Source organism: Haloechinothrix salitolerans (assembly GCF_042662605.1).
GTDB lineage: Bacteria > Actinomycetota > Actinomycetes > Mycobacteriales > Pseudonocardiaceae > Haloechinothrix_A > Haloechinothrix_A salitolerans.
This window is the reverse complement of the sequence record NZ_JBHSXX010000001.1, coordinates 378,555-405,171: the sequence shown is the minus strand read 5'-3', so window position 1 is coordinate 405,171 and position 26,617 is coordinate 378,555. Positions and strand designations below refer to the sequence as shown.

The window sequence follows — 26,617 nt, the reverse complement described above, 5'->3', positions numbered from 1 at the left end:
CGGGTAGGACTGATGATGTCGTTTTTCTACTGACGTGCGGATGTTGACCAAGTAAATCAGCCGGGAGCAGCAGGCTGTCGTACCGGCGGTTCGGCGGGCTGCGAAGTCGGCCGCCGTTAGCGGGAGTACTCGCGGTTGAACAGCCTTTTCGACCAGACGTATCCGCCCAGCATGATGACGACGCACCAGGCGAGCGCGATCCAGACGTCGTTCCCGAGAGGCTGGGCCATCAGCAGACCGCGCAGGGTTTCGATGATCGGCGTGAACGGCTGGTGCTCGGCGAACCAGCGCAGCCCGGCAGGCATGGAGTCCGTGGGGACGAACCCGCTACCGAGGAACGGCAACAGGATCAGCGGCATGGGCAGGTTGCTCGCGGTCTCGACGCTCTTGCTCACCTGCCCGAGTGCGACGGACAACCAGACGAGTGCGAACGTCACGACCACGAGGAAACCGGCAGTGGCCAGCCACGCGCCCAGCCCGGCGACAGGCCGGAAGCCGACCAGCAGCGCCACGCCGATCACGATCGCCAGGCCGATCATCGCCTGGATCACGCTACCCACGACGTGTCCGGTCAACACCGAGACGCGCGCGATGTGCATGGTGCGAAATCGGGCGATGATGCCTTCGGTCATGTCCATGGCGATCGAGATCGCGGTGCCCTGGACCGTCGCCGTCACGGTCATCAGGATGATCGCGGGCGCCACGTAGTTGACGTACTCGGCGCGACCGGCTGACGCCCCGCCGAGCCCGGCGCCGAGCGTGCCACCGAACACGTAGACGAACAACAGCAGGAACACCACCGGCATCCCGATGAGCGTCAGGGTCATCGACGGGTACCGCAGCATGCGCTTGAGGTTGCGGCGCAACATCGTCGCGGAGTCGCGCAGCGGATGGAACCGGAGGTCCGCGGTGAAGACGTGGGTGCTCATCGGGTAGTCACCTTCTCGTTCGTAGCGCCGGTGAGGGCGAGGAAAACGTCGTCAAGATCTGGGGTGTGCACGGACAGTTCGTCGACCTCGATGGCCCGGCGGTCGAGCTGGTCGATGAGGGTCTTCAGCGAGCGCACGCTGCCGTCGCTGGGCACGCGCAGCGCGAGCGCGTCGTTGTCCGGTGCGGCATGAGCCAGCACGCGCCGAGCAGCGTCGAGCGCCTTCTGCTCGGCGAACCGCAGGCGAACGTGCCCACCGGGGATGCGGCGTTTCAGCTCGTCCTCGGTTCCCTCCGCGATCACCCGGCCGTGGTCGAGGACCGCGATGCGGTCGGCCAGTTCGTCGGCTTCCTCCAGGTACTGTGTGGTGAGGAAGATGGTTACGCCATCGGCCACCAGTTCCCGGACGATCTGCCACATGCCCCGGCGGCTACGCGGGTCAAGTCCGGCGGTCGGTTCGTCGAGGAAGATCACTCGCGGGCTGCCGACCAGCGTCATCGCCAGGTCGAGCCGCCGCCGCATACCCCCGGAGTAGGTAATCGCCGGTTTGCGGGCTGCCTCGACTAGGTCAAACCGTTCGAGCAGTTCGGCGGCTCGACGTCGCCCTTCACCGCGCGCGAGATGATGCAGATCCGCCATCAGCAGCAGGTTTTCCTCGCCGGTGAGCAGGTTGTCCACCGCGGAGAACTGACCGGTGACACCGATCGCGGCACGCACCGCGTCCGGTTCGCGCACGACGTCGTGTCCGCCGACCCGCGCGGTGCCGCCGTCCGCACTGATCAAAGTGGACAGGATCTTGACCGTGGTGGTCTTCCCTGCGCCGTTCGCGCCGAGCAGGGAGAAGACCGATCCCGGTGTCACGGTGAGGTCGACGCCGTCGAGCACAACGTGGTCGCCGAATGTCTTACGCAGACCGGTTGCCGCGACCGCGGGCTGGGACTGGGTAGTAGCCATGGTTTCCCCTTCAGGAACGGCGGATTGTGATGTCGCCGTAGGAGGTGCGGGCGCGCACCTCGACGGTCTCGTCGGGCTCCTCGGGCCGGGCGGCGTTCTCCAGGGTGTTGCGCACGTGCCCGAACGAGGTTTTCACTTCCAGCCAGGCGGCGGTGCCCTCCGCGATACCGATCTCCAGGTCGCCCATCGCGCTTCCGAGCACGACCGAACCGCGGACCGCCTCACCGATGCGGATGCTGCCGTTGGACGATTTCGCCTCCACCCCGGCGCCTGCCCGTCCGACGGAGATGTCGCCGTTCGCCGCGCGGACCCTGGCGTCACCGTTGACGGCGTCGACTTCGGTGTTGCCGTTGGAATTCTTGACGACCAGCGAACCCTCAACCTCGCCGATACGAACCGCACCCGAACCGGTGTGGACCTCGGCGTTGCCCGCGATGACTCCCGCCGTCACGTGACCGGCCGAGGTGTGCAGGCGCAGCGGCCCGGTTCGCTCAAGGCGGACGTTGCCAGTGGACGTCTTCAAGCGGCACTCCCCGAGCCGACCCGCGCAGTCGAAGTTGCCGACCTGGACCTCGGCGGTGACTCGCGAACCGCTGGGAAGCTCGACGGAGACGTCGACCGACTTGGTCTTGCGGGAGAAGTCGAAGGCGCGTGCCTTCTGTCCAATGACCTGAAGCACGCCGTTCGCGTAGTCGACGCGGACCCGTTGCGCGGCCTGCACGTCCGATTCGTCGGCGGGGTCGCTCGGGCGCACGTCGACAACCGTGTCGGTGCGGTCGCTCGCGGTCATCCGCACGTTGCCGACGCCGAGTTCCAGCGTCACGGATATCGGTTCTGGAGTGTCAAATTTTGGCATGGGAGTCCCCTCATCATGAGTCGGTACGGCATCCCCGCAGGTCGGGGACGTGTGGTGAGGCGCGGTGCGGTGGCTAGCGCACCCAGCCGGTGAAGCGCTGCTGGACCCGATTGCCCACGCGCTGCTCGTGGTTCTGATCACGATCAGCGCGCTCCAGGGCTGCGGAGGCCGCGCGGACGAGCCACGCGTTGACCGAACGTCCTTCCCTGGCGGCGGCGTCCTCAACCGCGGCCTTGAGCTGCTCCGGCAGGCGTACGTTGATCCGCGTCGTAGGGCCGTCTTCGGCGATCGGTGAAGGGTTGTCTCCGGCGCCGTACTCCGCCGGGCCGTCGGCGGTCGCACCATGGATCGGCTCGGCGGGCGGCGTCGTCACAACGAAGTCCGGATCCCGTCCCCGCAGCCGCAGCTCCACCGAACCCGGAGCCAGGTCGCGAGTGATCTCGTCCGCGGCGTCGGAGAGCGCTTCGAGCAGCGTCATCCGGATTGCCGATTCGAGTGAGCCCGTGAGGCGCTCAACCAGGGCGCGCGCCTCGTCACCACCGGCCTCGGCGAGCGTGGCGAACTCCCGCCCCAGCTTGCCCACATACGACGTTAAGTCCATGGCGCCATGGTGGCACATTTATGGCACCATTACAAGCATTACTGGCTCAATACTGAGCCAGTAATGACACCACTTTGGCATCACACTTCGCGACATGAACGCACGGGGAAGAAGGGGGTGCTGACTACCGGCATGCGTGTGCTGAGGCGGGCACACCGGCTCCCGCCTCAGCGGCCGATCAGTCGAGGCAGAACTCGTTGCCCTCGGGATCGGCCATTACGATCCACCCTGCGCCGAGTGGGGGAGCAGGCTCGTATCGCTTGAGCCGAGTCGCACCGTGGGAGACGAGCCGCTCGGCCTCCGCCTCCAGGGCGGACATGCGCGCGTCGCCCTCAAGTCCTGGGGCCGCCCGCACATCGATGTGGACGCGGTTCTTGACCTGTTTGGGCTCGGGTACGCGCTGGAAGAGTAACCGCGGCCCGGAGCCATCGGGATCGACCAATGCCGAGAGGTCGTTGCGGTTTTCAGGTGGCACGTTCAGCGCCACGAGGGCCTCTTCCCACGACTCGAAGCCCTCGGGAGGGTCCAGCAGGCGGTAGCCGAGGACTTCGGCCCAGAATGCCGACAATCCGGCCGGGTCGTCGCAGTCGAGGGTGATTTGGACTTCGCTGGCCATCTCAGTTCGTCTCCGATCGCGTCCGCGTGTGCAGGTACAGGTCGCGAAGCAGACACACCTCGGCCAGGTGGTGGATCAGCTCACGGTTGATGTGCAGCACGAGTGCCGCCAGCGGTTCCGAGGCAAACGGTCCCTCGGCCTCACCACACGGGCGTGCGAGGCCAGCCTCGCCGAGGGACTCGACACCAGCCACCCACGTGGCGTACTCCGCGTCGAGCTGGGCCAGCGCTCGCGCCGCGGTCGTGGCGTACTCGAACGACTGATAGTCGGTGGGCACGCGACCGAAGTGGGAGGCATTGCGCATCGCGAGCACGCCGACAATCACGTGACCGAGACGCCAGGCGATCGTCGTGAACGGTGGCGGGTCGGGCACCGGCATCGCGAAGTCGATGGTCATCGCGCCGGATCCAGCCTGTATCGGCGCGGTACCGGTGCCGCGCCGGCGTACGTTCCAGCATCCGGGTGTGGGCTCCCAGAAGTACTCGTCGTCGGTGAGCCCGTTGAGGCGATCGCGTAGCTGGTTGGTCCAATGCCAGGTGAGCTGCTCTCGAAGCAGCGGGTTCCAGGTCGGTTCGGTCATGGTTCCAAAGACTCTCGTGAATAGCGGACAGTTTCGGTCCGCGATCTGTGGAACGATGCGTACGTGACCGTCGAAGCGACGACCGAGCGAGTGCTGCGATTGCTGGCGCTGCTACAGCGGCGGCCGTCGTGGACCGCCACCGAACTCGCCGCCGAGCTGGGAGTCACTGACCGATCGGTGCGACGCGATGTCGAGCGGCTGCGCGCGCTTGGCTACCCCGTGCACGCGACGGCGGGTGTCGGCGGTGGCTACCAGCTCGGCGCGGGCACCCGGCTGCCACCACTGCTCCTCGACAACGAAGAGGCGATCGCGACGGCGGTGTCCTTGCGGCTGGCGACAGGGGACACGGTCGCCGGGGCCGGAGAGGCGGCGCTGCGAGCGCTCGCCAAGCTCGACCAAGTGATGCCGCCCCGGCTGCGCGCCGAGGTGCGCGCCGTACACGGCGCCACCGAGACCCTTGTCGGTCCCGGCGTCCAGATCGACGCGGAACTGCTTATGACGCTCGCGCGCGCCTGTCGCGACGCCGTGCGCATACGGTTTCGCTACGCGGGTCGTCCACGTGACGGCAGCGGTGAGGAACGCGAGCGCACGGTCGAACCAGTGCGGATGGTCGCCACGAGCCGCCGCTGGTACCTGATGGCCTGGGACATCGACCGCGACGACTGGCGGACCTTCAGGCTAGACCGGATGCGCGAGGTGGAGGCGACAACGTGGCGCTTCCGGGCTAGGGAGCATCCGGACCCGGTCGCCTACGTACAACGGTCCGTGACCACTGCGCCTTACCGGTATCTCGCACGGGTACGGGTACACGCGCGACCCGACGAAGTACGGGAGCTGGTGCCACCCCAGGTAGGGCGCGTCGAGGAAGATGGCGACGGCTGCGTGCTCGTCGCCGGCGGCGATGATCTGGACTGGCTCGCCATGCACGTGGCCAGACTGGGCTTCGAGGCGGAGGTGCTGGAGCCCCGGGAGTTACGAGACGCTGCCGCCCGGCTCGCCCACCGCCTCTCGGTGATGGCCTGGACGGGCTGACGGGTGCCCGCGAGACGGGCTACGCCTGCGCGAGATCGGCGAACCGGCTGTAGTGCAACTGGTGCGCCACCGTAACCGTGCTTGTCGGACCGGCACGGTGCTTGGCAAGGATCAGGTCGGCCTCACCCGCACGCGGGTCGTCACGCTCTGAGGCGTCCGGACGGTTGATCAGCAGCACGATATCGGCGTCCTGCTCCAGCGAACCGGACTCACGCAGGTCGGAGAGCATTGGTCGCTTGTCGGTGCGTTGCTCGGGACCACGGTTCAGCTGGCTGATAGCGACTAGCGGCACCTCAAGCTCCTTGGCGAGCAGCTTGAGCTGACGGGAGAACTCCGACACTTCTTGCTGCCGCGACTCGACCTTCTTGCCGGACGTCATCAGCTGCATGTAGTCGACGACGATGAGCTGCAAGTCATGACGCTGTTTGAGCCGCCGGGCCTTCGCGCGGATCTCCATCATCGTCATGTTCGGCGAGTCGTCGATGAACAGCGGCGCCTCGCTGATCTCGCTCATCCGCCGCGCCAGCCGAGTCCAGTCGTCGTCGGTCATGCGGCCACCACGCATGTCCTGCAGGCGGATCTTCGCCTCCGCCGAGAGCAGGCGCATCACGATCTCGGTGCGGCTCATCTCCAGCGAGAAGATGACACTGGTCAAACCGTGCTTAATGGAACAAGAACGGACAAAATCCATTCCCAGCGTCGATTTGCCGATACCAGGTCTCGCCGCCACGATGACCATCTGACCCGCGTGAAGACCATTGGTGACCTCGTCGAGATCGGCGAAGCCGGTCGGCACGCCCTCAGCGGTCCCACCATTCGACGCGATCGCGTCGATCTCGTCCATCGTCGGCTGGAGCAGTTCCTCCAGCGCGATGTAGTCCTCGCTCGCGCGGCGCTCGGTGACCTCGTAGATCGCGGCCTGCGCCCGGTCGACGACTTCGTCAACGGCGGCACCGGACGAATCGGCGGCACCGTAGCCGTACTGCACGATCCGGGTGCCAGCCTCGACCAGTCTGCGCAGGATGGCCTTCTCCGAGACGATCTCGGCGTAGTACCCGGCGTTCGCCGCCGTCGGCACCGTCGCGATCAGGGTGTGGAGGTATGGCGCGCCACCAACCCGGCCCAGCTCACCGCGCCGCTCCAGTTCGGCCGACACCGTGATCGGGTCGGCCGGTTCGCCACGGCCGTAGAGGTCGAGGATGCAGTCATAGACGGCCTGGTGTGCGGGCCGGTAGAAGTCGCCGGGCCGCACCACCTCGATGACGTCGGCGATCGCGTCCTTGGACAACAGCATGCCGCCCAGCACGGACTGCTCCGCCGTAACATCCTGCGGTGGCTGTCGGTCGAATCCGCCGCTCCCGCCAGATCCCGGCGAGTCCGTCGTGAATGCGGGACCGCGGTCATCGGTGAGCGCCACCGGGCCGAACACCCCCTCCTGGGCTACGTCAATACAGTGAGCCGTGCTCGAATAAACGTTCGACTATGATACATCCGGATGCTACGCCGAGCCGGACCGACACGCACGAGTCTCGTGGATCTGGACCGCCGAAGGCACCACTGGCTCACGGCACGCTAGACCGGTGCCCGAGCGAGAAGCAAAACCGCTTGGGGATGGATTGGGGATGGATTGGGGATGGATCGCGGTAGCGTTGTGCAGTTCCTGGGGAAGATGCCGGGTGTTCAACCACAGGCCACCTTTTCGCTGGGGATAACCTGGGGACAACCATCACACCGTTGTGAAAAACCGCAGGTCAAACCTTGTGTACAAACTGTGGATAAGCTGGGGGCAAACTCCTCGGCGTGTCGCGGGAAACTCGTCGTTCGGCGTGTCGCGCACGGGGTGTGCACAAGTCCACGGAGCACCGATAAAACGAACTCGGCCCCCGCTCCGGTCATGGAGCGGGGGCCGAGTTCGCTGCGGCTGACGCGGGTCAGCTCACGGGGTGTCAGCCGCGGTCAGGAGCGCGGTACGACGTCCACGCGGAAGTTCGCGGTGACGTCGGGGTGCAGCCGCACCGTGACCGAGTGCTTGCCGAGCCGCTTGATGTGGGTGCCGAGCTCGATGTTGCGCTTGTCGAGCACCGGGCCACCGGCGGCCTTCACGGCGTCGGCGACGTCGGCGGCCGTGACGGAACCGAACAGCTTCTTCGAGTTCTCGGACGCCTTCGCGGGCAGCTCGACGTCAGCCATGCCCTCCAGCGTGGCCTTGACCTCCTTGGCGTGGTCGAGGTCGCGGATCCGGCGGGCCTCCTGCGAACGACGGATCGTCGCGATGTTCTTCTCGGCGCCCTTGGTCGCCTGCATCGCGAGCCCGCGCGGGTACAGGTAGTTGCGCGCGTAGCCGTCCTTGACCTCGACGATGTCCCCGGGACCGCCGAGGTTCGCCACGTCGGCAGTCAGGATGATCTTTGCCATGACGTTCCTCCTTCTACTCAGCGCGCGGTCGAGGTGTAGGGGAGCAACGCCATCTCACGCGAGTTCTTGACCGCGGTCGCGACGTCACGCTGGTGCTGGCTGCAGTTGCCCGTCACCCGGCGAGCGCGGATCTTGCCGCGGTCGGAGATGTACTTGCGCAGCAGCGCGGTGTCCTTGTAGTCGATCGGTTCCGGACGGCCCTTCTTCTCCGCCTTGCAGAACACGCAGACCTTCTTCTTCGGCTTGCGAATGGGTGGCTTGGCCACGGTAATTCTCCTGGGTTATGTCTGAAACGTTCCGGTCAGATGTCGACAGCTAGGCACTTAGAACGGCGGCTCGTCGGAGAACCCGCTACTCTGGCCGCCCGCGACGGGCGCGGAGCCCCACGGGTCGTCAGCGGGAGGCGCGGATCCGCCACCGCCGGAGTTACCACCGAAACCGCCGCCACCCCGGCTCACCTTGTTCACCTTGGCGGTGGCGTAGCGCAGCGACGGGCCGATCTCGTCAACCTCGAGCTCGACGACAGTGCGCTTCTCGCCTTCCTTCGTCTCGAAGGAACGCTGCTTGAGCCTGCCCTGCACGACGACGCGGGTGCCGCGCGACAGCGACTCGGCCACGTTCTCCGCCGACTGCCGCCAGATGTTGCAGCGCAAGAACAGCGCCTCGCCGTCCTTCCACTCACCGGCCTGCCGGTCGAAGATGCGCGGCGTCGACGCGACCGTGAAGTTCGCGACGGCGGCGCCGGACGGTGTGAAGCGAAGCTCGGGGTCGGCGGTCAGGTTGCCGACAACCGTGATGATGGTGTCACCAGCCATGGTGAATCACCTCAAACCTTCGCTACGGAACGCTTGGTGTCACGGCGAAGCACCTTGGTGCGCAGCACGATCTCCTGCAGCGAAAGCTGCCGGTCCATCTCCTTCACCGCTTCGGGCGTCGCGTTGAGGTCGAGCACGGCGTAGATGCCCTCGCTGTGCTTCGCGATCTCGTAAGAGAGCCTGCGACGGCCCCAGATGTCCACCTGCTCAACGCTGCCGCCGGAATCCCGGATCACGTTGAGGTAGTTCTCCAACGTGGTGGGGACGGTTCGCTCGTCGAGAGTGGGATCGAGGATCACCATGACCTCGTAATGACGTGACAAACCACTCACCTCCTCTGGGCTGGAACGGCCACGGACCATCCGTGGCAGGAGGGTTAGTCAGCGCGTCATCCTACCTTGCGCAGGACCCAGGTCCGCACGAGGGCCGCCGCGACGCACGCCAGGGCGATGACCGCGAGGAGCAGCGGTAACCGCACCGCCGCCGCCTCCCGCTCCGCCTCGATCGCCTCGGCATTGCCCGCGTTGTCCACATTCGGGTCGGACTGGCCGAAGTCCTCGGGCAGCGCGGGCGGCTCGATGGAGCTCGTCGGTAGGCCGGGCTGCCCGGCGCGGCCGGTAGGAGGCGGGGCGGACGGCACCCGGGTGCCGTAGTAGCGCTGCGTGGCACGCCCCTCGTCGGTGCCGTAGCGCGCCGATGGCGGGGGCGCCGCGCCGCCGGTCTGGCGCGGCGTCGTGGATGGTGCCTTGTCCTTGTCCCGCGTACGATCTTGTCCGCCGCCCTGCGTGCCGTCGCCGGTACGCGGCTGGGTCGACGATGTCGGGGGCGTGTAGTTCGTCGCCGTGACCGTCAGGCCGCAGTTCTTCTTGATCGCCGCCGTGATGTTCTCGCGGTTTTCCTCGTCCTCCGCGATGTCAGCGACCTCGTCGACGCTGTCGATCTTGGCGAGCACGGCCTTCGCGATCCGCTTGCCGTTGAATTGCGTCGACTCCGCGTCCGGCACCTTCGGCAGCGCGATGGGCTCGAACGCGCCGTCCTCGAACGCCTCCCGCATCCGTGTCCGCTCGTTCTTCCAGCCGAACAGCGGCGCCTCCGGCCCGTCGTGGACGGACTCGACGACGTACTCTTTGACGGTCTCCGACTTGAGCTTGACCGCTTCGCCAACTTTGCCCGCGATCGAGCCACCGCAGCTCGCCGCCGTCACCGTGGCCACCGCGGTCGGGGCCAGCCCGACCAGCGAGACGTACGCGATACCGGCAGCGAGAACCACGGACAGGGCACGGCGGGTACACCGGTAGCTGGGCACTATCGGGGCTCCTTGAAGTCCGTTCGCGGCCCGAACGAGTGACCGCAGGCGTCAAAACACTCTCGCGTTAGCCTACGTGGTCACGGTGAGTTGTGAATCATTCCCGCTATCGGACGCGAGCGATACTCCGAAGAACCCAGCTGCGCACCAAACCGGCGCTCGCCGCGGCCAGCGCGAGCACCGCGAGCAGCATCGGCAGACCGACCCTGCCCTGCCCCGGCGGCAGCGCGTCGGCGCTCCCCGCGTTGGCGACCGCCTGGCCATCGCCGGACCCGTCCTCACCGAGTACACCGAAGGACGGCGCGTAGTCGCTGAAGCCAGAGCCGTAGCGCAAGCCAGGGGCGTGCGTGGAGAACGACGCGTTGCGGTACGGGAACGTCGAGAACGCGCTCATCGGCGAGAACGCGCTGTAGTACGGCGCACCGATGCCGGTGTTACTCGGCTCGATCGGCGGGCTCGATGGGCCAGGTACCGATTGATCCCTGGGCTCGGGCGGGGGAGTTCCACCACCGCCGCCTGAGCCGCCGTTACCACCGTTGCCGCCATTCCCACCGGACGTCGGCGGGTCGTCCGAGCCGCCGACAAGGCCCTTCACGGCATCGGTGACCGGCTCCGTGGCCTTCTGAAGGGTCTCCGCGCCGTCTTGCACCGCGTCGGTGACCGGCTCCGTGGCCTTCTGGACCGACTTGGTCACGTCTTCCACCGGCTCCGTCACGGTCTTCACACCGGTGACGGTCACCTCGCACAGGCTCGGCAGCGTGATACCGAGCAGTGAAAGGCCACCGAGGGCGTCCAGCAGCTCGGACTTGGTCAGCGAGTAGGACCGCGTGCCTTCCGACACGGCACCGAGCCCGACCGTCGGCGCACCAGAGATACCGAGTGCGGAGGCCAGGTCAATCGACAACGGAGCACCCGCGTCGCCCCGCATTGTCTGACCGCAGCTGCTCGCGACAATCGGGGCGGCAGCCACTGCCGACCCGGGGAGCGCGAGCATCGCGGATGATGCGACAAGCACCGTCGCCGCGCCTGCCGCCACGTTGCGCCTCAGCTTGCTCATGTGACCAACCTTGCTCTCGTCGATGTCACCCAGTGTGCAATGGCCCACTGTTTAAAACAACGTGACTGGGTGCACTTCGTGACGCGAGCTCGGCAAACTTCTACCTCGCCGTGATTACACGGCGTACTGTCACTGCGCCAACCGCGGTAAGCAGCGCGATGGCGACCACGAACGGCGTGCGGGTGACGTGCTTGAGCGAGATCGTCTCCGCCCTGACGTCCTCCTCGGGCGGTTCAGCGGCGGCTTCGCCCTGCTCAGCCGTGTTGCCACCGGCGGAATCGGCGGGCACGGGGAACCCTGGGACGTCGCGCTGTTGACGTCCCGGCTCCGAGCGGTCCGGCGCGGCGATGTCCGGCTGGGTGATCGACTGCTGGTCGGCCCCTGGCGCTGAATGCTCCACTTCGGTGACGCCGCTCTGGCCGAAGTCGGGCAGGGTGGAGGCGGCGTTGACTGGGGGCCCAGCCGGGGTGTCGGCGGGAGGCCCTGCCGGGGTGTCGGGGTCGCCTGGAAGGTCGGCCGACGGGCCGTCCGGCCGCTCGGGCTCCGGTTGCGGGGGCGGGGTGTGCGTCGGAGGCTGGGGGACGTCTGGGCTGGGGACGTCTGGCTGAGCGGGAACGTCAGGTGTCGGCATTCCTGGTGTCGGCGCGTCATCGCCCGCGCTTCCGGTGAGGAGGGACCTTGGCGCATCGGCGAGGCGGCTGACCGTGGTAGTCACCGCGCCGATGACGCCGGACCCGTCGGCATCCGGCGCGGGATCGGTGCTTGGGCCTTCCGGCTCAGCGGACTCCGGTCCCGGTGGCGCTGGCGCGGGACCTGGCGGCTGGTCGCCTGGCGTGGGCTCGCCCGGGGCCGGCGACGGCACGTCCACGTCCGGTACGGCGTCGGCATCCGGCGCGGCGTCGGCGTCTCCGCCGGTCAGCGCACCGAGCGTGGCAGTGACCGACCCAAGCAGCGATGACCCGTCTTCGGGTTCCTCATCGGCCTGCGCGGACCCCACCGTCAACGGGCCGATACAGCCAACAACGAACGCGGCCAGCACCGCACCGAGATATCGCTTCACCATGGTGTCCCTTCACCGAACGACTGACACCCCGCGACCTGGTTGGCGCTCCTCCGGGTTGGAAACCTAACCGGAACGGGTGCATTTAGCGAAGCCCAGCGGCTCGGATTCACTCTCCAGAGCGTTGAGGGTCGTCTCGGATAGGCTCACGCCATGCTTATTGGCGCGCACGTCCGTGACGACGATCCGATCGCGGCGGCCCGCGAGCGCGAAGCCGAGGTCGTCCAGTTCTTCCTTGCCGATCCCCAGGGGTGGAAGGCTCCGAAACCGCACCCGCACACAGACGAGATCACGGCATCCGACGTCGAGGTGTTCATCCACTCGCCGTACCTGGTGAACGTGGCGTCGCTGAACAACCGCATCCGGATTCCCTCGCGCAAGATGGTCTCGCAGCACGCGAAGGCCGCCGCCGAGGTGGGTGCGCGGGGCCTGATCGTGCACGGTGGTCACGTCCGCAAAGGCGAGGAGCCCGATGCGGGCATCGAGAACTGGCGCAAGCTGTTCGAGCGCGGCAGCTTCGACGTGCCGATCCTGATCGAGAACACGGCGGGCGGCGACAACGCGATGGCGCGCGATCTGGACATGCTCGCGCGGCTGTGGGAGGCGGTCGGCGAGTTCGAGCCAGGGTTCTGCCTCGACACCTGCCACGCCTTCGCGGCAGGCTGGGAGCTCGACGACGCCGTCGACAAGGTCAAGGCCATCACCGGCCGGATCGACCTCGTGCACCTGAACAACTCACGCGACGAGTTCGGTTCGAACCGCGACCGGCACGCCAACATCGTCGGCGGCGACGGCACCATCGACTCACAAGTGCTCGCGGACGTCGCGGCCGCGGCCGGCGCGCCCGTGATCGTGGAGACCCCCGCCGAAGGCCAGGCGGACGACATCGCGTACCTCCGCAAGACGATCTCCCAATGACGGGCGCCGTTGCCAACGGCGTATGCGACGCCAGGAGTGCGAGCCTTGCGGCTCTCGACGCGATGTCGTTCCGCTAGTCGGGCGTCAAGACCTCGCGGGCAGTTGTCTTTCGCACGAACCGATACATTTGTATTGCGTGCGATGCGGCTGTATCGGATTTCGTGCGAGACACCCACATCACCACGGTGCGGGGCCGCTGCCAGCGCCCACCGGCGTCCGATCCCCGCCGGAACGGCCGAAGCGCAGCGTGACGACGTCTCGAGCGCGATCCAGCACCCCGCCCGCGGCGTCGTCCTCACCGCCTGCCCGCATCGGGTCCGTGCTCGGCCGGTAGATCTCGTACACGATCAGCGCGCACAGCCCGATCACCGCGAGGTCGCGCAGAACGACGGCACCGAGGAACCACTCCTCAGGCAGGCCCTTGTTGTCCACGCCGAGGTAGAAGTACATCCGGGGCACCCAGACCAGTGCGTCGATCGTCATCCAGCCGAGCAGCAGCCGCCAGTGCCCGATCGCCAGCACCGCCAACGGCACCAGCCACAGCGAGAACTGCGGGCTCCACACCTTGTTCGTCAGCAGGAACGCCGCCACCACCAGGAACGCCACCTGCGCCAGCCGCGGCCGCACCGGCGCTGACAGCGCGACCACCGCGATCGCGGCACAGCACAGCAGGAACAGCACGGCGGCGACGGTGTTCAGCGTCGCCGGTGCCTGGCCTGGCGCGAGCGGGCCGTCGAAGCCCTCCCAGCCGGTGAATACCCGCACCACGTTGTAGAGCGAGTCGGGATCCATGCCGCGCTCACTGTTGAGTCGGATGAACTCGTACCAGCCATCCGGGTAGCGCAGCGCGATCGGCAGGTTGACCGCGACGACGGTGCCGATAGCGGCGAACGTCGTCCCTGCCCATGCCCGCAGCTTGCCCGCGCGCAGGCACAGCACGAACAGCGGTCCGAGCAGGAACAGTGGGTATAGCTTGAACGCGGCGCCGACGCCGATCAGCACACCGGCGAGGCCCCATCGCCGCCGAGACCAGGCCAAGATCGCCCCGGCCGCGAACGCCGTGGCGAGGGTGTCGAAGTTCGTGAAGGCATGCACGACCGCCAGCGGTGACAGGGCGACCAGCGCGGCATCCCATGGTCTCCGCCGGGACGTCCGCGCGACGGACCACACCGTCACCAACCACGCGAACGCCAGGAACAACGCGATGAGATTGAAGTAGATCGCGACCGAGATCCCGCCGGGCAAAACGCCAGCGCGCACCCCGTCTTCCCATGCGCGCGTCGCCGTGGCCATCGCCCACTGAAACAGCCCAGTTAACGCCGGGTACTCCATGAACCGGACTTGGTCGCGATTGGCCAACTCGACGACGTGACCATTAGCGAACCGTAGTTGGCCGTCGACGACGTCGAACCGGTTTCGCGGCGTGAGCTGGTACCGCGCGCCGGTGGCATCCACGGCCGCCACGTCGTTGACGACCCGATACCAGTCGCCGTCGCCATGGATCGTGACGCTGGTCTTGCCGCCATCGCCGTTGCTCAGCTCAAGCCAGCCGTCCCGATACGGGAAGAAGCTCTCGTTGTTCAACCGCTCCGCCCCGTACAGGGGCACGATGTCGGAGTAGCACATCGCGACGTACTGCCGATGCGAACTCCAGTCGAGGCTCGCGGTGCCGTCGTCGTTGACACGCTGCTGAATGCAGGCCGCCTTACCGAACCACGCGAACGTCAGCGTGACGATGGCGAGCAGCAGCACGACGCGAAGCGGTGTCCAGAACCAGTGCCGCCCCACGAGGGCGTGCGCGCCGAGCGGACCGCCAATGGGCTTGCTCGCGGCGGCGGCGAGCGGCTCGGTCCAGGTCGGGATTACCCGGTCGGCCTCGCTCCGGGTGTGTTCGCCGAGCCAGGGGCGCGCTGACGGGGAGGGCACGTCAGGACGTTACCGCACGCCACGAGCCGCGGTTGCGGGCCGGACGCGCACCCGCCGTCGCACCGGCGTCAGCTGCTCTCCTCCTGCGTCGCCTCGGAGGTCTGCTCCTCCTCTGTCGGCCTGCCGTTGCCGTTCCCGTTCCCCGGGAAGATGCTGCCGCCGCCATCGTCGCCGTCCTCGGTCGTCGTCGGCGCGGTCGTGGTGGTGGTCTCCTCCGGCCTGCCTGGCGGCTCCGGTTGCGGCCGCTCGGACTCCTCCGGCTCCTCGCTCGGCTCCTCGGTCGGTTCCTCCGTCGGCTCGGGTTCCGGCGGCGGCGGTGGCGGCTCACCCATCACCTCGACCTCGGGGAACGGCTCAAGCGGCAACCCCTCGTGATAGCGATTCATGAACTGCTGCCAGATCGACCCGGGAAGGCCGGAGCCATAAATCGGGGTGCCGTTGGCGTCCCTAATCGGCGCGAGCGCCTTGTCACCGACCCACGCGGCGGCCGCGATCTGCCGTGAGTACCCGACCATCCACGCCTGCGAGTTCTCCCCTGGATGGCCGGGTGCCTCGTGCGTACCGGTCTTGCCCGCGCACTCACGGCCGTTGGCGCACCGCAGATCGGAGTAGCCCAGCACCGGCTCCAAGGTCATCGTGACGTTGCCCGCGATCTGTTTGCTCTTCTCCCTGTCCGGGGAGAACGCGGGCGTGCCCTTACGGTCGGCCTGATAGATGACGTCGCCGTCCGGCGTAGTGATCTTGGTGACCAGGTGTGAGTCCCGCCGCACGCCGTCCGCGGCGAAGGTCGCGTACGCGGACGCCAGGTCCTGCGGTGTGATCTTGTTGTCCCCACCGCCGATGGCGATGTTGCCGTCGACGTCGCTGACGGTCGACTTCTCGCTCACGCCGGCTTCCCGCACAGCCTTGACCACGGAGCGCGGACCGACGTCATTGAAAACCATGTCGAAGAACACGGTGTTGATGGAGCGCTTCATCGCCTCCATCACCGTGCAGTCCGGACACTGGTCGTTACCCGCGTTCCTGACCTCGGTGTCGCCGAACGTGCGCGGCGAGGTGCCGTCATAGGTCGCGTATGGTCCCTTCTCGCCCTTCTTGAGCAGCGCGAGGAAGTCGAAGGCCTTCATGGTCGAGCCAGGGTTGCGGCCCTTGCTCGCCCAGTTGACGTAGTCGGTTTCGTCGTACGGCCCGCCGTAGTAGGCCATGACCCCACCCGACGCCGGATCGACGGCGACGAACGCCTCGTGCAGCTTTTTCGGCTGGCCCTTCATGACACCGCGCACCACCTGCTCCGCGATGCGCTGCGCTCGCTTGTCGATGGTGGTGTGGATGGTGTAGCCCGCCGTGCGTACCTGCTCCTCGGAGTAGCCGAGCGATTCCAGCTCGGACCCGATCGCGGCCTTGAGGTGGCGCCGCGACCCGTCGAAGCCCGGCGAGTCGGTCTTGTTCTCGTTGACCGGCTTCGGGAACGTGGCGGAAGCCCGTTCGGAGGACGACAGCCATTTGTTCTCGACCATCTGGTCCATCACGTAGTTCCAGCGGCGCTCGGCGTACTCCAGGTTGTCCCCCCTGCTCGGCGCCTGGATGATGCCAGCGAGGTACGCGGCCTGGGCCGGGCTCAGCTTGCCGACGTCCTTGGCGAAGTACGCCTGCGATGCGGCCTGAACGCCGTAAGCGCCCCTGCCGAAGTAGATGGTGTTCAAGTAGGCGGTGATGATCTCCGTCTTGCTGAGCTGGTTGCTCATCTTGAACGCCTTGACGATCTCGGTCGCCTTGCGCGTGATCGTGTGGTCGTCGTTCTCAGTGGCCTTCTTCACGTACTGCTGCGTGATCGTCGAGCCACCACCGACACCACCGGTAAGCTGGTTCTTGGCCGCGCGCAGGATACCCATGACGTCGAAACCGGCATTGGTCTCGAACGTCTCGTCCTCCGCGGCGTAGACGGCGTGCTTGACCTTGTCGGGAACCTGGTCCGGTTCGAGCAGGACGCGGTTGCCATCCGTGATGTCCTTGGCCATCACGCCGCCGTTGGAGTACATGTAGGTGACGGTTTTGTCCTGCGACGCCGCGACCTCGTACGGCGACGGCACGTCGAGCACGAAATACAGCACGGTGAAGATCGCGATCGGGACCAGCACGAACACGGTCACCGCCGCGTAGCCGATCCTGCGGACGAGTCGCCACCTCTTCTGCTTCGCGGTGAGGCCATCGTCGACGTCTTCCTCGTCCGGATCACCGGGCAGGTCTGGACCCTGCTCGTGGTTGGCGACGAACGCGGTCATCTCGTCGTCGGCGGCGGGATCACGCCACATCGGGTCGCCCGCGGGCCGGTGGGTCAGCAATTCCGGCTCGGGCGGCTCCGTTCCCGTACCGCCGCTGAGCGGCGAGAACATCTCCGTCGCGTAGGCGTCATCCTGCTTGCCGCCAGGTGGCTGTCCCCTCGGTGGCGCGCCGGGTGGGGGCGCGCCGGGATGCCCATGGGGCGGTGCGGGCGGCGGCCCAGGACGCTGCCCCGGTGGCATTCCCGGTGGCGGCGGGCCTGGCTGGCCGCCAGCGGGCGGTCGCCCTGGGGCGCCGGGACGACCAGCGGGTGCGCCTCCCGGAGCGGGGCCGCCTGCGGGCGGGGGTGTCCGATGCGGGCGCGCGCGGCCGTCCGGTGACGCACCTGCCGGCCGCCCCTGTGACTGGCGAGGATCACGGGCCGGACGGTTCTGCCGGGGCGGACGCTCGCCACCTGGCCCCTGCTGCGGGGCTCGCCGCCTGCCCTGCTCCGCACTCGTCGGCCAGCGTGGATCGTCACCTGGCCCGCGCGGACTGGGCCCACGGTCCTGGTCACTGCCAGGCCAGTTCGCGTCACCGTCCATGAATCGCCGTCCTGAGCTGCCGTCGTCTGTCACGAATCAGTCTCCAGAGTGAACATTGTCAGCACAGCCCGCCCCCGCGACGGCACGGGGGAGTCGAAAGCGTGGCTCGGGACGGTCACGGCGTGGCGGACTTCCGGGGTCGGGTGCGAGGAGCGCGTGTTCCTGGCTCGCCAGTGCCGACAACGTAGGACAGCGCGAGATGGTTCCAGCGGCAGGCGAAACACACCTCAACGACATACACGGTGAACTCGGCGAACAGCTCGGCCATCCGTTCCAGCTCGTCCGGCTTCCGCGCGGAACCTGACGCGTGCTGGAGTTCATCCCCGAAGACCCATGCGACCAGGGCCATCCGTTGCTTTGCGCACACCGGACACGGGTGCTCGATGGACTCACCGTGGTGCCGGGCCGCCTGGGTGAGGTACGGGTTCGCGTCGCAGATGTCGTCGGTCGAGACGTGTCCCGCGCGCCACCGCGCGAGCAACGCCCTGCGCCGGAGGGCGTAGTCGACGATCTGCCGCTGGTTTCGCACGAGAACAGCCTACGTGCCTACGGCCGGTTCACCACAGGTTCGGAATGCGGACCGGGGTGCGGGGAAAGCGTCGTTCACCACATCGCGTCCGCCATCATGCTGCGTTCGATGTATCGACGCGATATAGTGGCTCGGTAGATTGCGGCGATGGAACGGATGACTGTGGTTCGGCCATTGCCGCACGTCGAGCAGGCAAAGGAGGTGCCTAATGCTGGAGTTCGCGATCCTCGGGCTGCTGCACGAGGCACCCATGCACGGCTATGAGCTGCGCAAACGCCTGCACGACACGTTGGGAATGTTCCGGACGTTCTCCTACGGCTCCGTATATCCGACCCTCCGCAGGCTGCAACGTGCCGGACTGATCGCCGAGGAGCCCGGAACGGCGACCGACACCGAGAACCGAGCATGGGGCCGGAAGGCGCGGCGGGTGTACAAGCTCACCGCGGAAGGCAAGGAGCGGTTCGGCGAGCTACTCGGCGACGCCGGTCCACAGACATGGGACGACGAAGGCTTCGGCGTCCACCTCGCGTTCTTCTCCCGCACCCCGGCCGACGTCAGGATGCGGATCCTCGAAGGACGTCGCAGGCGAGTCGAGGAGCGGCGCGAAGGCTTGCGGGCCGCGCTGGCGCGCGCCGAGGAGCGGATCGACCGCTACACCAGGGAATTGCATCGGCTGGGGCTGGAAAGCAGTGAACGAGAAGTGCGGTGGCTCAACGAGCTCATCGCACACGAGCAGGCGGAGCAGCGCGGTCAGCACGGCTGACTCGCTCCGCTGACAAGCACGACACATCACACACCTAGTGAAGGAGAAACCGGCATGGGCGAAAACGGCCAGACTGTGAAGGTGGCCATCGTTGGCGTCGGAAACTGTGCGGCTTCCCTGGTGCAGGGCGTGCACTACTACCGTGACGCCGACCCTGACGCACGCGTGCCGGGTCTGATGCACGTGCGGTTCGGTGGCTACCACGTGCGCGATGTGGAGTTCGTCGCGGCGTTCGACGTTGACGCGAAGAAGGTTGGCCGTGACTTGTCGGAGGCGATCGTCGCGAGCGAGAACAACACCATCAAGATCGCCGACGTGCCGCCGCTAGGCGTCAGCGTCCAACGCGGCCATACCTATGACGGACTCGGCCAGTATTACCAGGAGACCATCACGGAGTCCGACGAGTCACCGGTCGACGTCGTCAACGTGCTGCGCGAGTCCGGCGCCGACGTGCTCGTCTCCTACCTGCCGGTTGGCTCTGAGGACGCGGACCGGTTCTACGCGCAGTGCGCGATCGACGCCGGTGTGGCGTTCGTCAACGCACTGCCGGTGTTCATCGCGTCCGACCCGGAGTGGGCGCAGAAGTTCACCGACGCCGGTGTGCCGATCGTGGGGGACGACATCAAGTCGCAGGTCGGCGCGACCATAACGCACCGGGTCCTCGCGAAGCTGTTCGAGGACCGTGGCGTCGAGCTGCAGCGCACCTACCAGCTGAACTTCGGCGGCAACATGGACTTCCAGAACATGCTGGAGCGCAACCGATTGCAGTCGAAGAAGACGTCCAAGACGCAGTCGGTGACCTCGCAGATCCCACACGAGATGGCCAAAGCCGACGTCCACATCGGGCCGTCGGACTACGTGCCGTGGCTCGACGACCGCAAATGGGCCTACGTGCGGCTCGAGGGCCGTTCCTTCGGCGACACCCCACTGAACCTGGAGTACAAGCTCGAGGTGTGGGACTCGCCGAACTCGGCGGGCATCATCATCGACGCGGTCCGCGCCGCCAAGATCGCCAAGGACCGCGGTATCGGCGGCCCGATCCTGTCCGCGTCGTCGTACTTCATGAAGTCCCCGCCGGTGCAGTACAACGACTCCGAGGCGCACGACGCCGTCGAGCGGTTCATCGCGGGCGAGAGCGACGGCGACTGAGCGACTGGTGACGAAAGACGCTTCCGCTGCGTTGGGCGCACTGAAAGCGTCTGTGCATCGTTGTCTCGATCGCGACTAGTTGATCAACCTTGCTCCCCGAGTGACGAAGTTATGTTCGGTTTGTCCGGTATTTTTCGTCACTGCAGGAGTGAGGTTGATCAACTCGCGTAAAGCGAGGTTGCTCGAGAGCGAAACGCAACAGCCTGGAAAGCGGACACAACGTGGTTACAGCCCGCGGGAAGTAGATCGACTCCGGTGGGGGACACCTGCCGCGTGTTCACCGCGTCCACGAGCGGCAACTGAAGTCCTCGTCATCACCAGATCAGGAGTATCCGGTGTCGCGTCTGCCTGGTGTGGTCACGTTACCGGCCGACATCGTTGGCCAGCCGGGCAACTTGCCGCGCCACTGCTCGCGGCACGGCCTGCCCGCCATCCGGCGACAGGACTTCGTCCTCCAGTCGAAGGTGAAGATCGAGGGAAACCGGGCGCTACTTCAGTCGAACGTGATCGGCATGAGCGAACGGCTCAGTGATTTCGGAAAGAAAGTGCGCACCGCGGACGTCAAAGGATGGCCACTGTGCCGGAAATGCACCAATACCAGGGCACTGTGGCTGGCTGTCGCGTCCGTCATGTTCTTTGGCGGGCTAGCGACGTTCGTTGGTTCACTGGTGGTGGCCGCGGTCGCCGACGACATGCAGTGGCTGGGCGGCGTTGCCTTTGCCGCTTTCGCCTTGCTGCCCTTGGCCGCGTTCCCGTTCTCGCTGGGTAGCCTGCCCCGGCTGACCGGAGCGAGAACCTCTCCCGACGGCGCCTCAGTGATCATCGAGAAGCCGAGCCAAGCCTTCGCAGCGGAACTGCCGCCTGCACAGTAACGGCCCACGCGGCGGGGATCAGCCGATGTAGGAGATCTTCCAGCCGCCCCGCTCGCGCTCCAGGTTGTAGGAGTTCGTCTTCTCGGGGTCGGTACCGTTTCGCTTGGCGATCCGCTTGTGACTAACGACCGCTTCCTTCCCCCTCTTCATGATCTCGACGTCCGCTGGTGCGAACTTCAGCGCGGACAGCTTGGTCTTGCCGAGTTCGTCGTGCAGGTGGCTGATGCCGCCGGGGCAGTCGCTCGCGCCGGGGTTCTGCGCGTAGACACCCTGGAGTTCGGACGTCAGCAGCGCGCAGGCGCGCTTGCCTTTGTTGGCGTCGACGGCCCGGTGGAAGCCATTGATCACGTCGACAATGAGCCGCTCTGGTTCCGGCGCTGCCGTCGTCTCGGGCGCGGGCTCAGAGGTCGGCGCGACCGACGTTCCCTCCGATGCCGGTTCCGTGCTGGCCGCCTGGTCGTCACCGCAGCTCGCGAGCGCTGCCGCTGAACCAAGCAGCAACGCGGTCAGTACCACACGTGGAGAAGTAGACACCCGATCTGTGTAGCACGCGCACCACGTGGACGTGACTGGCCGCATGTGGTGGACGTGAGCGGGCACATAGATCAACGGCGCGGGTCACAACCGCGGGCACGGCGGCGAGCGGCTCCTGTTCGGGTGGCGTTACCCTGCACCCGTGCGCGTCCTGGTTATCGGCTCCGGAGCCCGTGAACATGCCATCGTCCTCGCCCTGTCCGCGGACCCCCAGATCTCGGCGCTCGCCTGTGCGCCAGGCAACGCGGGCACGGCCACGCTGGCGGAGTCGCTCGCGGTCGACGTGAAGGACCCCGACGCGGTCGCCACGCTCGCGACGCGCTGGCGCGCGGACCTGGTCGTCATCGGCCCGGAGGCTCCGCTGGTCGTGGGCGCCGCCGACGCGGTGCGCAAGGCGGGCATCGCCTGCTTCGGGCCATCCGCTGATGCCGCGCGCATCGAGGGCTCCAAGGCGTTCGCCAAGGACGTCATGGCGGCGGCGGGAGTGCCGACCGCGACATCAGAGGTGGTGGACAACCCGGCGCACCTGGACGCCGCGCTGGCCCGATTCGGTCCGACCTGGGTCGTCAAGGACGACGGGCTCGCGGCTGGCAAGGGTGTCGTCGTCACGCCCGACTACGACGAGGCGCGCAAGCACGCGATGACGCTGCTCGACGGCGGCCACCCCGTGCTACTGGAGAGCTTCCTCGACGGGCCGGAGGCGTCGCTGTTCTGCCTGGTCGACGGCACGACGGTGCGTCCGCTGCTGCCCGCGCAGGACTTCAAACGGGTTGGTGACGGTGATTCCGGCCCGAATACCGGTGGCATGGGGGCCTACGCACCGTTGCCGTGGGCGCCGGACAGCCTCGTGGACGACATCGTGGCGCGGGTCGTACAGCCGGTCGTCGACGAACTCGCCAAGCGCGGCACGCCGTACTCAGGCCTGCTCTACGCCGGGCTGGCGCTGACCTCGGATGGCCCGCAGGTGGTGGAGTTCAACTGCCGCTTCGGCGACCCGGAGACCCAAGCTGTGCTCGCGTTGCTGCGCAGCCCGCTCGTTACGTTGCTGCACGCCACCGCGACCGGAACGCTCGCCGAGCAGCCGCCGCTGGAGTGGGCCGACGGCGCGGCGGTGACGGTGGTGATCGCGGCGGAGGGCTACCCAGGGCGTCCGCGCGTGGACGACGTCATCACCGGTGCAGACCTCGCCGGTGTGCTGCACGCGGGCACTCGGCGTCGCGACGACGGTGCCGTTGTCTCCAGTGGCGGGCGCGTGCTGTCCGTCGTTGGTACCGGTCGCGACCTGGTTTCGGCTCGCGAACAGGCGTACGAGCGGGTCGCATCGGTACATCTACCTGGGGGACACCACCGCACGGACATCGCGAGCGCCGCTGTCAAGGGCGAGGTCGCGCTGCCCGCGAGTTCGTCGTAACCGCACCCAGCGACCCCGCGAGCTTGGTAACCTCGCTGGGCGAAGGTGTCCGGCTACCGTCCGTAGGCGCAGGGGGTCGCGGTATGTCAACGTCGAGCGAGCAGGACAGCGGTGCGGGCGCTACGCCACTGGCGGGCATCGGCGGCACCACACTCGCCGCGTCCGGCACCACCCGTCTGACGGTTGATCCGGATCAGGTGCTGGCCGCCGCGAAAATCGTGTCGGACCAGGCGGATGAACTGAGCGCCGCGCTGATCGAACACGAGTTGGCGATGCGCATCGACCCACCGTCGGAGAATCAGGTCAGCGGCTACGTGGCTGAAGCATGGAACGCGGCCGTCGTCGACAACGACGACTCCCAGCTCGCACGGGCGAAGGCGTACCTGCGCACGCTGCATCAGCTCGCGCTGCGACTCAGGGAGGCGGCCGAGCGGTACCAGCTCGATGACGCGGAGTCCGCCGCGGCGTTCGAGGATCGCCGTGCGCACTGGTGACGGACCGGTCGCGATGGCCATGCTCACCGCGGTGACCCTCGCCGGATGCTCCGGCGGGCCATCGGCCGCGCCCGCCCCCGATACGACGCGGCACGACACCGCGCACACCATCGCATCGTTGCCGCAGCGGCCAGCCGAGTTGCGCGTCGACGGGCTCAATCCGTGCACGCTGTTCGATCGCGACACACTCAACGCGCTCGGCATCACGCAACGTCCCGAGCGCCGCACCGACGCGGACGGCGAGAAGTGCGTGCTCGCGCAACGACAGTTGGAGCCGGTCTACGAGCTGCACATCGCGGCGATGCCACGCGACGGCGTCTCGAACTGGATAACCGGCGACCGGTCCCGACCAGGAACGATCACCGCCACGCCGATCACCATCGCCGGGTTCCCCGCCGTGCGAGTGTTCCCCGAGGCGCAGCCGGAGGGGCACTGTGACGTCGTGGTCGGCGTCGCGCGGGGGCAGGCGTTGCGGGTGCGGTTCGGCACCAGCTATGCGAGCGAGGTGCCGCACGACCGCGCGTGCGCGTTGTCCGAGAAGGCCGCGAGGGTAGCGGTCGGCGCATTACGGGGGAAGGGGTAGACGCCATGCACACGAGCGCGCTGGACAAGGTCCGCCAGCTTCGGTTCGAGGGCTACACGGTGGGGATGCTCGCCCTGGAGATCGACCTGCTCCGCGAGGGGCGGGGCACAGGCAGCCTGGCGAACGCGGTCGAGGCGCTCGCCAAGGTCGCCACCGCACTGCGGAACACCGACGACACGTTGCGCACGGAGCTAGGCAAGCTTGGGGTCGAGTGGCACGGCGAGGCGTCGTCCGCTGCCCGAGACGTCATGATGACGAGCGCCGACTTCGCCGAGGACGCCACCGGAAAGCTCAACGAGGCGTCCCAGGTCGCGTTCGGGCTCAGCGAGGCATTCCAGCGCGCGCTGAACACGCTGCCGGACTCGCGGACGTTACGGGAGGGCGCCGAGGGCCTCAGCACGATGGATGTCCTCGCGGACTTGATCGGACACGAGACCGATCACGCCGCGAAGGTCCGCGCCGCGAGCGCCGCCCGTGACCAAGCCGTCGACGCGCTGAACCAGCTCGCCAGCACGTGCGCGGAGGAGTTGGCGTGCGTCCGGGAGCTCGGCGAGCCGGGCGCGATCGTGCTGGACCACGGTCCGTTGCCACCCGAGACGCCGGACGACGGCGCCGCGGCCGGGTACCAGACGATGGCGGCAGCGGCGGAGTCGGTGTCCGGGCCGGAGTCGCGCCCTGGCGGACTGCCGACGTCCCCGGTGAATGCCGGTCCGCCGCCGTCCGATGGGACGTCGTCCGGAGCGAACACGACGACGGGCGGAAGGCCATCCGGCGGCCGACCCGGTGATGGGGCGGCCGGCTCAGGCGGGAGCGAGCGGCCGTCGTCCGGAGGTTCCGACGGTGGGTCCGGCGCAGTCGGCGGCGTGACAGACCCGCTCACTGGCTCGACGGAGGGTCGGTCCGGGCCGCGGGCGTCAAACGCGAGCGGCATCGCCGTTGGAATCGCCGCCACCGGCACGGCAGCGAGCGCCGACGTCACCCCAGCCACCCCACCCGCGTCCGGCGCACCGATCGGCGGCGCCACGACGCTCGGCGGCGGTGGGGTAACCGCCGAACTGCTCGCCACCGGCAAGCTCAGCGGCGTGATGCCGCAAAGCCAGACGGAGGCCACGCTCGCCCAGGGCCAGGGCGCAACGACGGTGGCACCGCTCGCGGACGAGGACGGCATCGCTGGCGCGGTGACGGCCATCGGCGCGGCAGGCGTCGCTGGCGCGATGAGCGCCGAGCCGGACCGGGAGCGCCGCGGTGCTCGGTACGACGTCGCCGAGGACACCGACGAGATGTCGCGGCACGAGTTCGATGTCGGGGTGATCGAGGATGCGGCCGAGGCGGACGCCGTCGCGGAGATCGAGCCCGACGCGGGCCAGGACGCCCCCGCATACTTGGAGCACGCCGCGCCCCAGGGTCCAGCCGGTGCACGCGTGCGCACCCACGGCATCGACGACGCCGACCTGTTCGCCGACGACCGGATGGTCGCGCGCGACACCATCGGCGATGACCCGAACGAATCCCATCACGACAAGCAGGACCGCCCGTGACCGACAACCCCGTCGCACTGTCGACGCTCGAACTGGACGTCGTGTGGGAGGCCGAGGGCCTGGGACCCCGGCATGTCGCGTTGGGTGTGCCGAGCCCTGGGACGACCCACGCCGAGCGCGCGGAGTTCGTCGACAAGGCGTGGGCCGCACTTGAGGCACGTGGCCTCGCCCGCGATCAGCGGATCGCCGGCGCGCTGCTCGATCAGCTCGGGGTGCTCGCCAACCCGCAGCGGTGCGTCGACGTCTGGCTATGGGCGGATCACCCTGTCCATGGTCTCGCCGCGAGCAGCGGAAACGACGCGGTGCTCGGCCTCGTCGACGGAGACGAGTTTTGGCTGATACCGGCACGAGCGGACACTCTCGTAGAGTCCGCGGTGTCGGTAGCTGGCGAGCTACCGGCCGGTGTAGGGCAGTCGGTGACGCTGCCGCACGCGTTGCTCACCGACGCCGCGGTGCGGGCACGCGGGGACGCGCACGCCCTGGTTGGCGCACTGCAGGATCGCGGCCTCGATCTGTTCTCGGCGCAGGAACTGGCTGGCATGCTGCTCGGGACAGTCGCGAAAGGACAGTTCGGTGCTGAGCGGGTGACCCGCTCCGGCGTTCGGGAACGCGCAAGCCACGTCGTCGCCTGCCACGACACCGACGCCGGCCGCTACCTGATGGTGGTCGAGCGCGCTGGCGACGGCGAGGACTGGTGCACCGTCGCGCCAGCGGACAACGCCCTCCTCGCCGAGCGAGTCTGGGAACTCCTCCTCGACACGGACCCCGCCCGCTAAGGCCCGCGAGTCCCGCGTCACGGGGCCGCGAGTTCTGGAT

At 67.8% G+C, this 26,617-nt stretch carries 29 protein-coding genes; 11 read left to right on the top strand and 18 right to left on the bottom strand.

The annotated features are described in order from the left end of the window. Window positions 1–116 precede the first annotated feature (116 nt). The 6 genes from ACFQGD_RS01880 to ACFQGD_RS01855 form a co-directional block, all read right to left on the bottom strand. A complete protein-coding gene (locus ACFQGD_RS01880; RefSeq protein WP_345402655.1) occupies window positions 117–929 on the bottom strand; it encodes an ABC transporter permease in 813 nt (270 codons plus the stop codon). After that, complete coding sequence (locus ACFQGD_RS01875; protein WP_345402658.1) at window positions 926–1,882, bottom strand: ATP-binding cassette domain-containing protein; 957 nt, start codon at window positions 1,880–1,882, stop codon at window positions 926–928. Before ACFQGD_RS01875 ends, ACFQGD_RS01880 begins: the two co-directional genes overlap by 4 nt. 10 nt (window positions 1,883–1,892) lie before the next feature. After that, a complete protein-coding gene (locus ACFQGD_RS01870; RefSeq protein WP_345402661.1) occupies window positions 1,893–2,738 on the bottom strand; it encodes a DUF4097 family beta strand repeat-containing protein in 846 nt (281 codons plus the stop codon). Between the two features lie 73 nt (window positions 2,739–2,811). Beyond that, window positions 2,812–3,339, bottom strand: coding sequence for a YlcI/YnfO family protein (locus ACFQGD_RS01865; protein WP_345402664.1), 528 nt, complete (start codon window positions 3,337–3,339; stop codon window positions 2,812–2,814). Between the two features lie 178 nt (window positions 3,340–3,517). Continuing rightward, entirely contained in the window at window positions 3,518–3,955 is a 438-nt protein-coding gene (locus tag ACFQGD_RS01860) for a VOC family protein (RefSeq protein ID WP_345402667.1), read from the bottom strand. Between the two features lies 1 nt (window position 3,956). Then, window positions 3,957–4,535 carry a DinB family protein gene (locus tag ACFQGD_RS01855; RefSeq protein WP_345402670.1) on the bottom strand — a complete coding sequence of 193 codons (579 nt, stop codon included), beginning with the start codon at window positions 4,533–4,535 and terminating at the stop codon, window positions 3,957–3,959. 63 nt (window positions 4,536–4,598) lie between these two features. Between ACFQGD_RS01855 and ACFQGD_RS01850 the strand changes: the two genes are divergently transcribed. After that, window positions 4,599–5,567: a helix-turn-helix transcriptional regulator gene (locus tag ACFQGD_RS01850; protein ID WP_345402673.1), complete on the top strand. Its 969-nt coding sequence runs from the start codon at window positions 4,599–4,601 to the stop codon at window positions 5,565–5,567. Window positions 5,568–5,586: 19 nt separating this feature from the next. Here the strand turns inward: ACFQGD_RS01850 and dnaB are convergent, their stop codons facing one another. From dnaB to ACFQGD_RS01810, 8 genes are all read right to left on the bottom strand, one after another. Then, window positions 5,587–6,984 carry a replicative DNA helicase gene (gene dnaB / locus ACFQGD_RS01845; RefSeq protein ID WP_345402676.1) on the bottom strand — a complete coding sequence of 466 codons (1,398 nt, stop codon included), beginning with the start codon at window positions 6,982–6,984 and terminating at the stop codon, window positions 5,587–5,589. Window positions 6,985–7,523: 539 nt separating this feature from the next. Further along, on the bottom strand, window positions 7,524–7,982 hold the full coding sequence (gene rplI / locus ACFQGD_RS01840; protein WP_345402679.1) for a 50S ribosomal protein L9: 459 nt from the start codon (window positions 7,980–7,982) through the stop codon (window positions 7,524–7,526). A gap of 17 nt (window positions 7,983–7,999) precedes the next feature. Beyond that, window positions 8,000–8,248: a 30S ribosomal protein S18 gene (gene rpsR, locus ACFQGD_RS01835; protein WP_034268085.1), complete on the bottom strand. Its 249-nt coding sequence runs from the start codon at window positions 8,246–8,248 to the stop codon at window positions 8,000–8,002. A gap of 57 nt (window positions 8,249–8,305) precedes the next feature. Beyond that, window positions 8,306–8,797: a single-stranded DNA-binding protein gene (locus ACFQGD_RS01830; RefSeq protein WP_345402686.1), complete on the bottom strand. Its 492-nt coding sequence runs from the start codon at window positions 8,795–8,797 to the stop codon at window positions 8,306–8,308. 11 nt (window positions 8,798–8,808) lie between these two features. Continuing rightward, on the bottom strand, window positions 8,809–9,120 hold the full coding sequence (rpsF, locus tag ACFQGD_RS01825; RefSeq protein ID WP_345402765.1) for a 30S ribosomal protein S6: 312 nt from the start codon (window positions 9,118–9,120) through the stop codon (window positions 8,809–8,811). Between the two features lie 65 nt (window positions 9,121–9,185). Then, window positions 9,186–10,103, bottom strand: a complete 918-nt coding sequence (locus ACFQGD_RS01820; RefSeq protein ID WP_345402689.1) for a hypothetical protein — start codon at window positions 10,101–10,103, stop codon at window positions 9,186–9,188. Between the two features lie 106 nt (window positions 10,104–10,209). Further along, the gene (locus tag ACFQGD_RS01815) at window positions 10,210–11,160 is read right to left on the bottom strand and encodes a hypothetical protein (protein WP_345402692.1); all 951 of its coding nucleotides are present in this window, start codon (window positions 11,158–11,160) and stop codon (window positions 10,210–10,212) included. A 100-nt stretch (window positions 11,161–11,260) separates the two neighbouring features. Further along, complete coding sequence (locus ACFQGD_RS01810; protein ID WP_345402695.1) at window positions 11,261–12,223, bottom strand: hypothetical protein; 963 nt, start codon at window positions 12,221–12,223, stop codon at window positions 11,261–11,263. A gap of 150 nt (window positions 12,224–12,373) precedes the next feature. Here ACFQGD_RS01810 and ACFQGD_RS01805 point away from each other — a divergent pair, with 150 nt between their 5' ends. Next, window positions 12,374–13,138 carry a deoxyribonuclease IV gene (locus tag ACFQGD_RS01805; protein ID WP_345402698.1) on the top strand — a complete coding sequence of 255 codons (765 nt, stop codon included), beginning with the start codon at window positions 12,374–12,376 and terminating at the stop codon, window positions 13,136–13,138. A 177-nt stretch (window positions 13,139–13,315) separates the two neighbouring features. Here ACFQGD_RS01805 and ACFQGD_RS01800 read toward each other — a convergent pair whose 3' ends face one another. Further along, on the bottom strand, window positions 13,316–15,001 hold the full coding sequence (locus ACFQGD_RS01800) for a glycosyltransferase family 87 protein (protein ID WP_390183352.1): 1,686 nt from the start codon (window positions 14,999–15,001) through the stop codon (window positions 13,316–13,318). Between the two features lie 131 nt (window positions 15,002–15,132). Then, on the bottom strand, window positions 15,133–17,586 hold the full coding sequence (locus ACFQGD_RS01795) for a transglycosylase domain-containing protein (RefSeq protein WP_345402704.1): 2,454 nt from the start codon (window positions 17,584–17,586) through the stop codon (window positions 15,133–15,135). Here ACFQGD_RS01795 and ACFQGD_RS01790 point away from each other — a divergent pair. Further along, a complete protein-coding gene (locus ACFQGD_RS01790) occupies window positions 17,580–17,930 on the top strand; it encodes a hypothetical protein (protein ID WP_390221001.1) in 351 nt (116 codons plus the stop codon). The two genes, ACFQGD_RS01795 and ACFQGD_RS01790, sit on opposite strands and share 7 nt — an antisense overlap. A 113-nt stretch (window positions 17,931–18,043) precedes the next feature. Here the strand turns inward: ACFQGD_RS01790 and ACFQGD_RS01785 are convergent, their stop codons facing one another. Next, complete coding sequence (locus tag ACFQGD_RS01785; protein ID WP_345402707.1) at window positions 18,044–18,457, bottom strand: DUF5318 family protein; 414 nt, start codon at window positions 18,455–18,457, stop codon at window positions 18,044–18,046. Between the two features lie 208 nt (window positions 18,458–18,665). Here ACFQGD_RS01785 and ACFQGD_RS01780 point away from each other — a divergent pair, with 208 nt between their 5' ends. From ACFQGD_RS01780 to ACFQGD_RS01770, 3 genes are all read left to right on the top strand, one after another. Then, window positions 18,666–19,220, top strand: a complete 555-nt coding sequence (locus ACFQGD_RS01780; RefSeq protein WP_345402710.1) for a PadR family transcriptional regulator — start codon at window positions 18,666–18,668, stop codon at window positions 19,218–19,220. Between the two features lie 54 nt (window positions 19,221–19,274). Next, entirely contained in the window at window positions 19,275–20,369 is a 1,095-nt protein-coding gene (locus ACFQGD_RS01775) for an inositol-3-phosphate synthase (protein WP_345402713.1), read from the top strand. Window positions 20,370–20,704: 335 nt separating this feature from the next. Further along, a complete protein-coding gene (locus ACFQGD_RS01770) occupies window positions 20,705–21,241 on the top strand; it encodes a hypothetical protein (RefSeq protein ID WP_345402716.1) in 537 nt (178 codons plus the stop codon). 18 nt (window positions 21,242–21,259) lie between these two features. On the opposite strand, the gene ACFQGD_RS01765 is transcribed toward ACFQGD_RS01770, so the two are convergent. Beyond that, on the bottom strand, window positions 21,260–21,775 hold the full coding sequence (locus ACFQGD_RS01765; protein WP_345402719.1) for a hypothetical protein: 516 nt from the start codon (window positions 21,773–21,775) through the stop codon (window positions 21,260–21,262). 142 nt (window positions 21,776–21,917) lie between these two features. Between ACFQGD_RS01765 and purD the strand changes: the two genes are divergently transcribed. The 5 genes from purD to ACFQGD_RS01740 all read left to right on the top strand — a co-directional run bounded on the left by purD (window position 21,918) and on the right by ACFQGD_RS01740 (window position 26,577). Next, entirely contained in the window at window positions 21,918–23,186 is a 1,269-nt protein-coding gene (gene purD, locus ACFQGD_RS01760; RefSeq protein ID WP_345402722.1) for a phosphoribosylamine--glycine ligase, read from the top strand. An 83-nt stretch (window positions 23,187–23,269) separates the two neighbouring features. After that, on the top strand, window positions 23,270–23,680 hold the full coding sequence (locus ACFQGD_RS01755; RefSeq protein ID WP_345402725.1) for a type VII secretion target: 411 nt from the start codon (window positions 23,270–23,272) through the stop codon (window positions 23,678–23,680). Continuing rightward, window positions 23,667–24,263, top strand: a complete 597-nt coding sequence (locus tag ACFQGD_RS01750) for a DUF3558 domain-containing protein (RefSeq protein ID WP_345402728.1) — start codon at window positions 23,667–23,669, stop codon at window positions 24,261–24,263. Before ACFQGD_RS01755 ends, ACFQGD_RS01750 begins: the two co-directional genes overlap by 14 nt. Before the next feature lie 5 nt (window positions 24,264–24,268). Next, a complete protein-coding gene (locus ACFQGD_RS01745; protein ID WP_345402731.1) occupies window positions 24,269–25,801 on the top strand; it encodes a PPE domain-containing protein in 1,533 nt (510 codons plus the stop codon). Next, complete coding sequence (locus ACFQGD_RS01740; protein ID WP_345402734.1) at window positions 25,798–26,577, top strand: ESX secretion-associated protein EspG; 780 nt, start codon at window positions 25,798–25,800, stop codon at window positions 26,575–26,577. Before ACFQGD_RS01745 ends, ACFQGD_RS01740 begins: the two co-directional genes overlap by 4 nt. Window positions 26,578–26,617 lie beyond the last annotated feature (40 nt).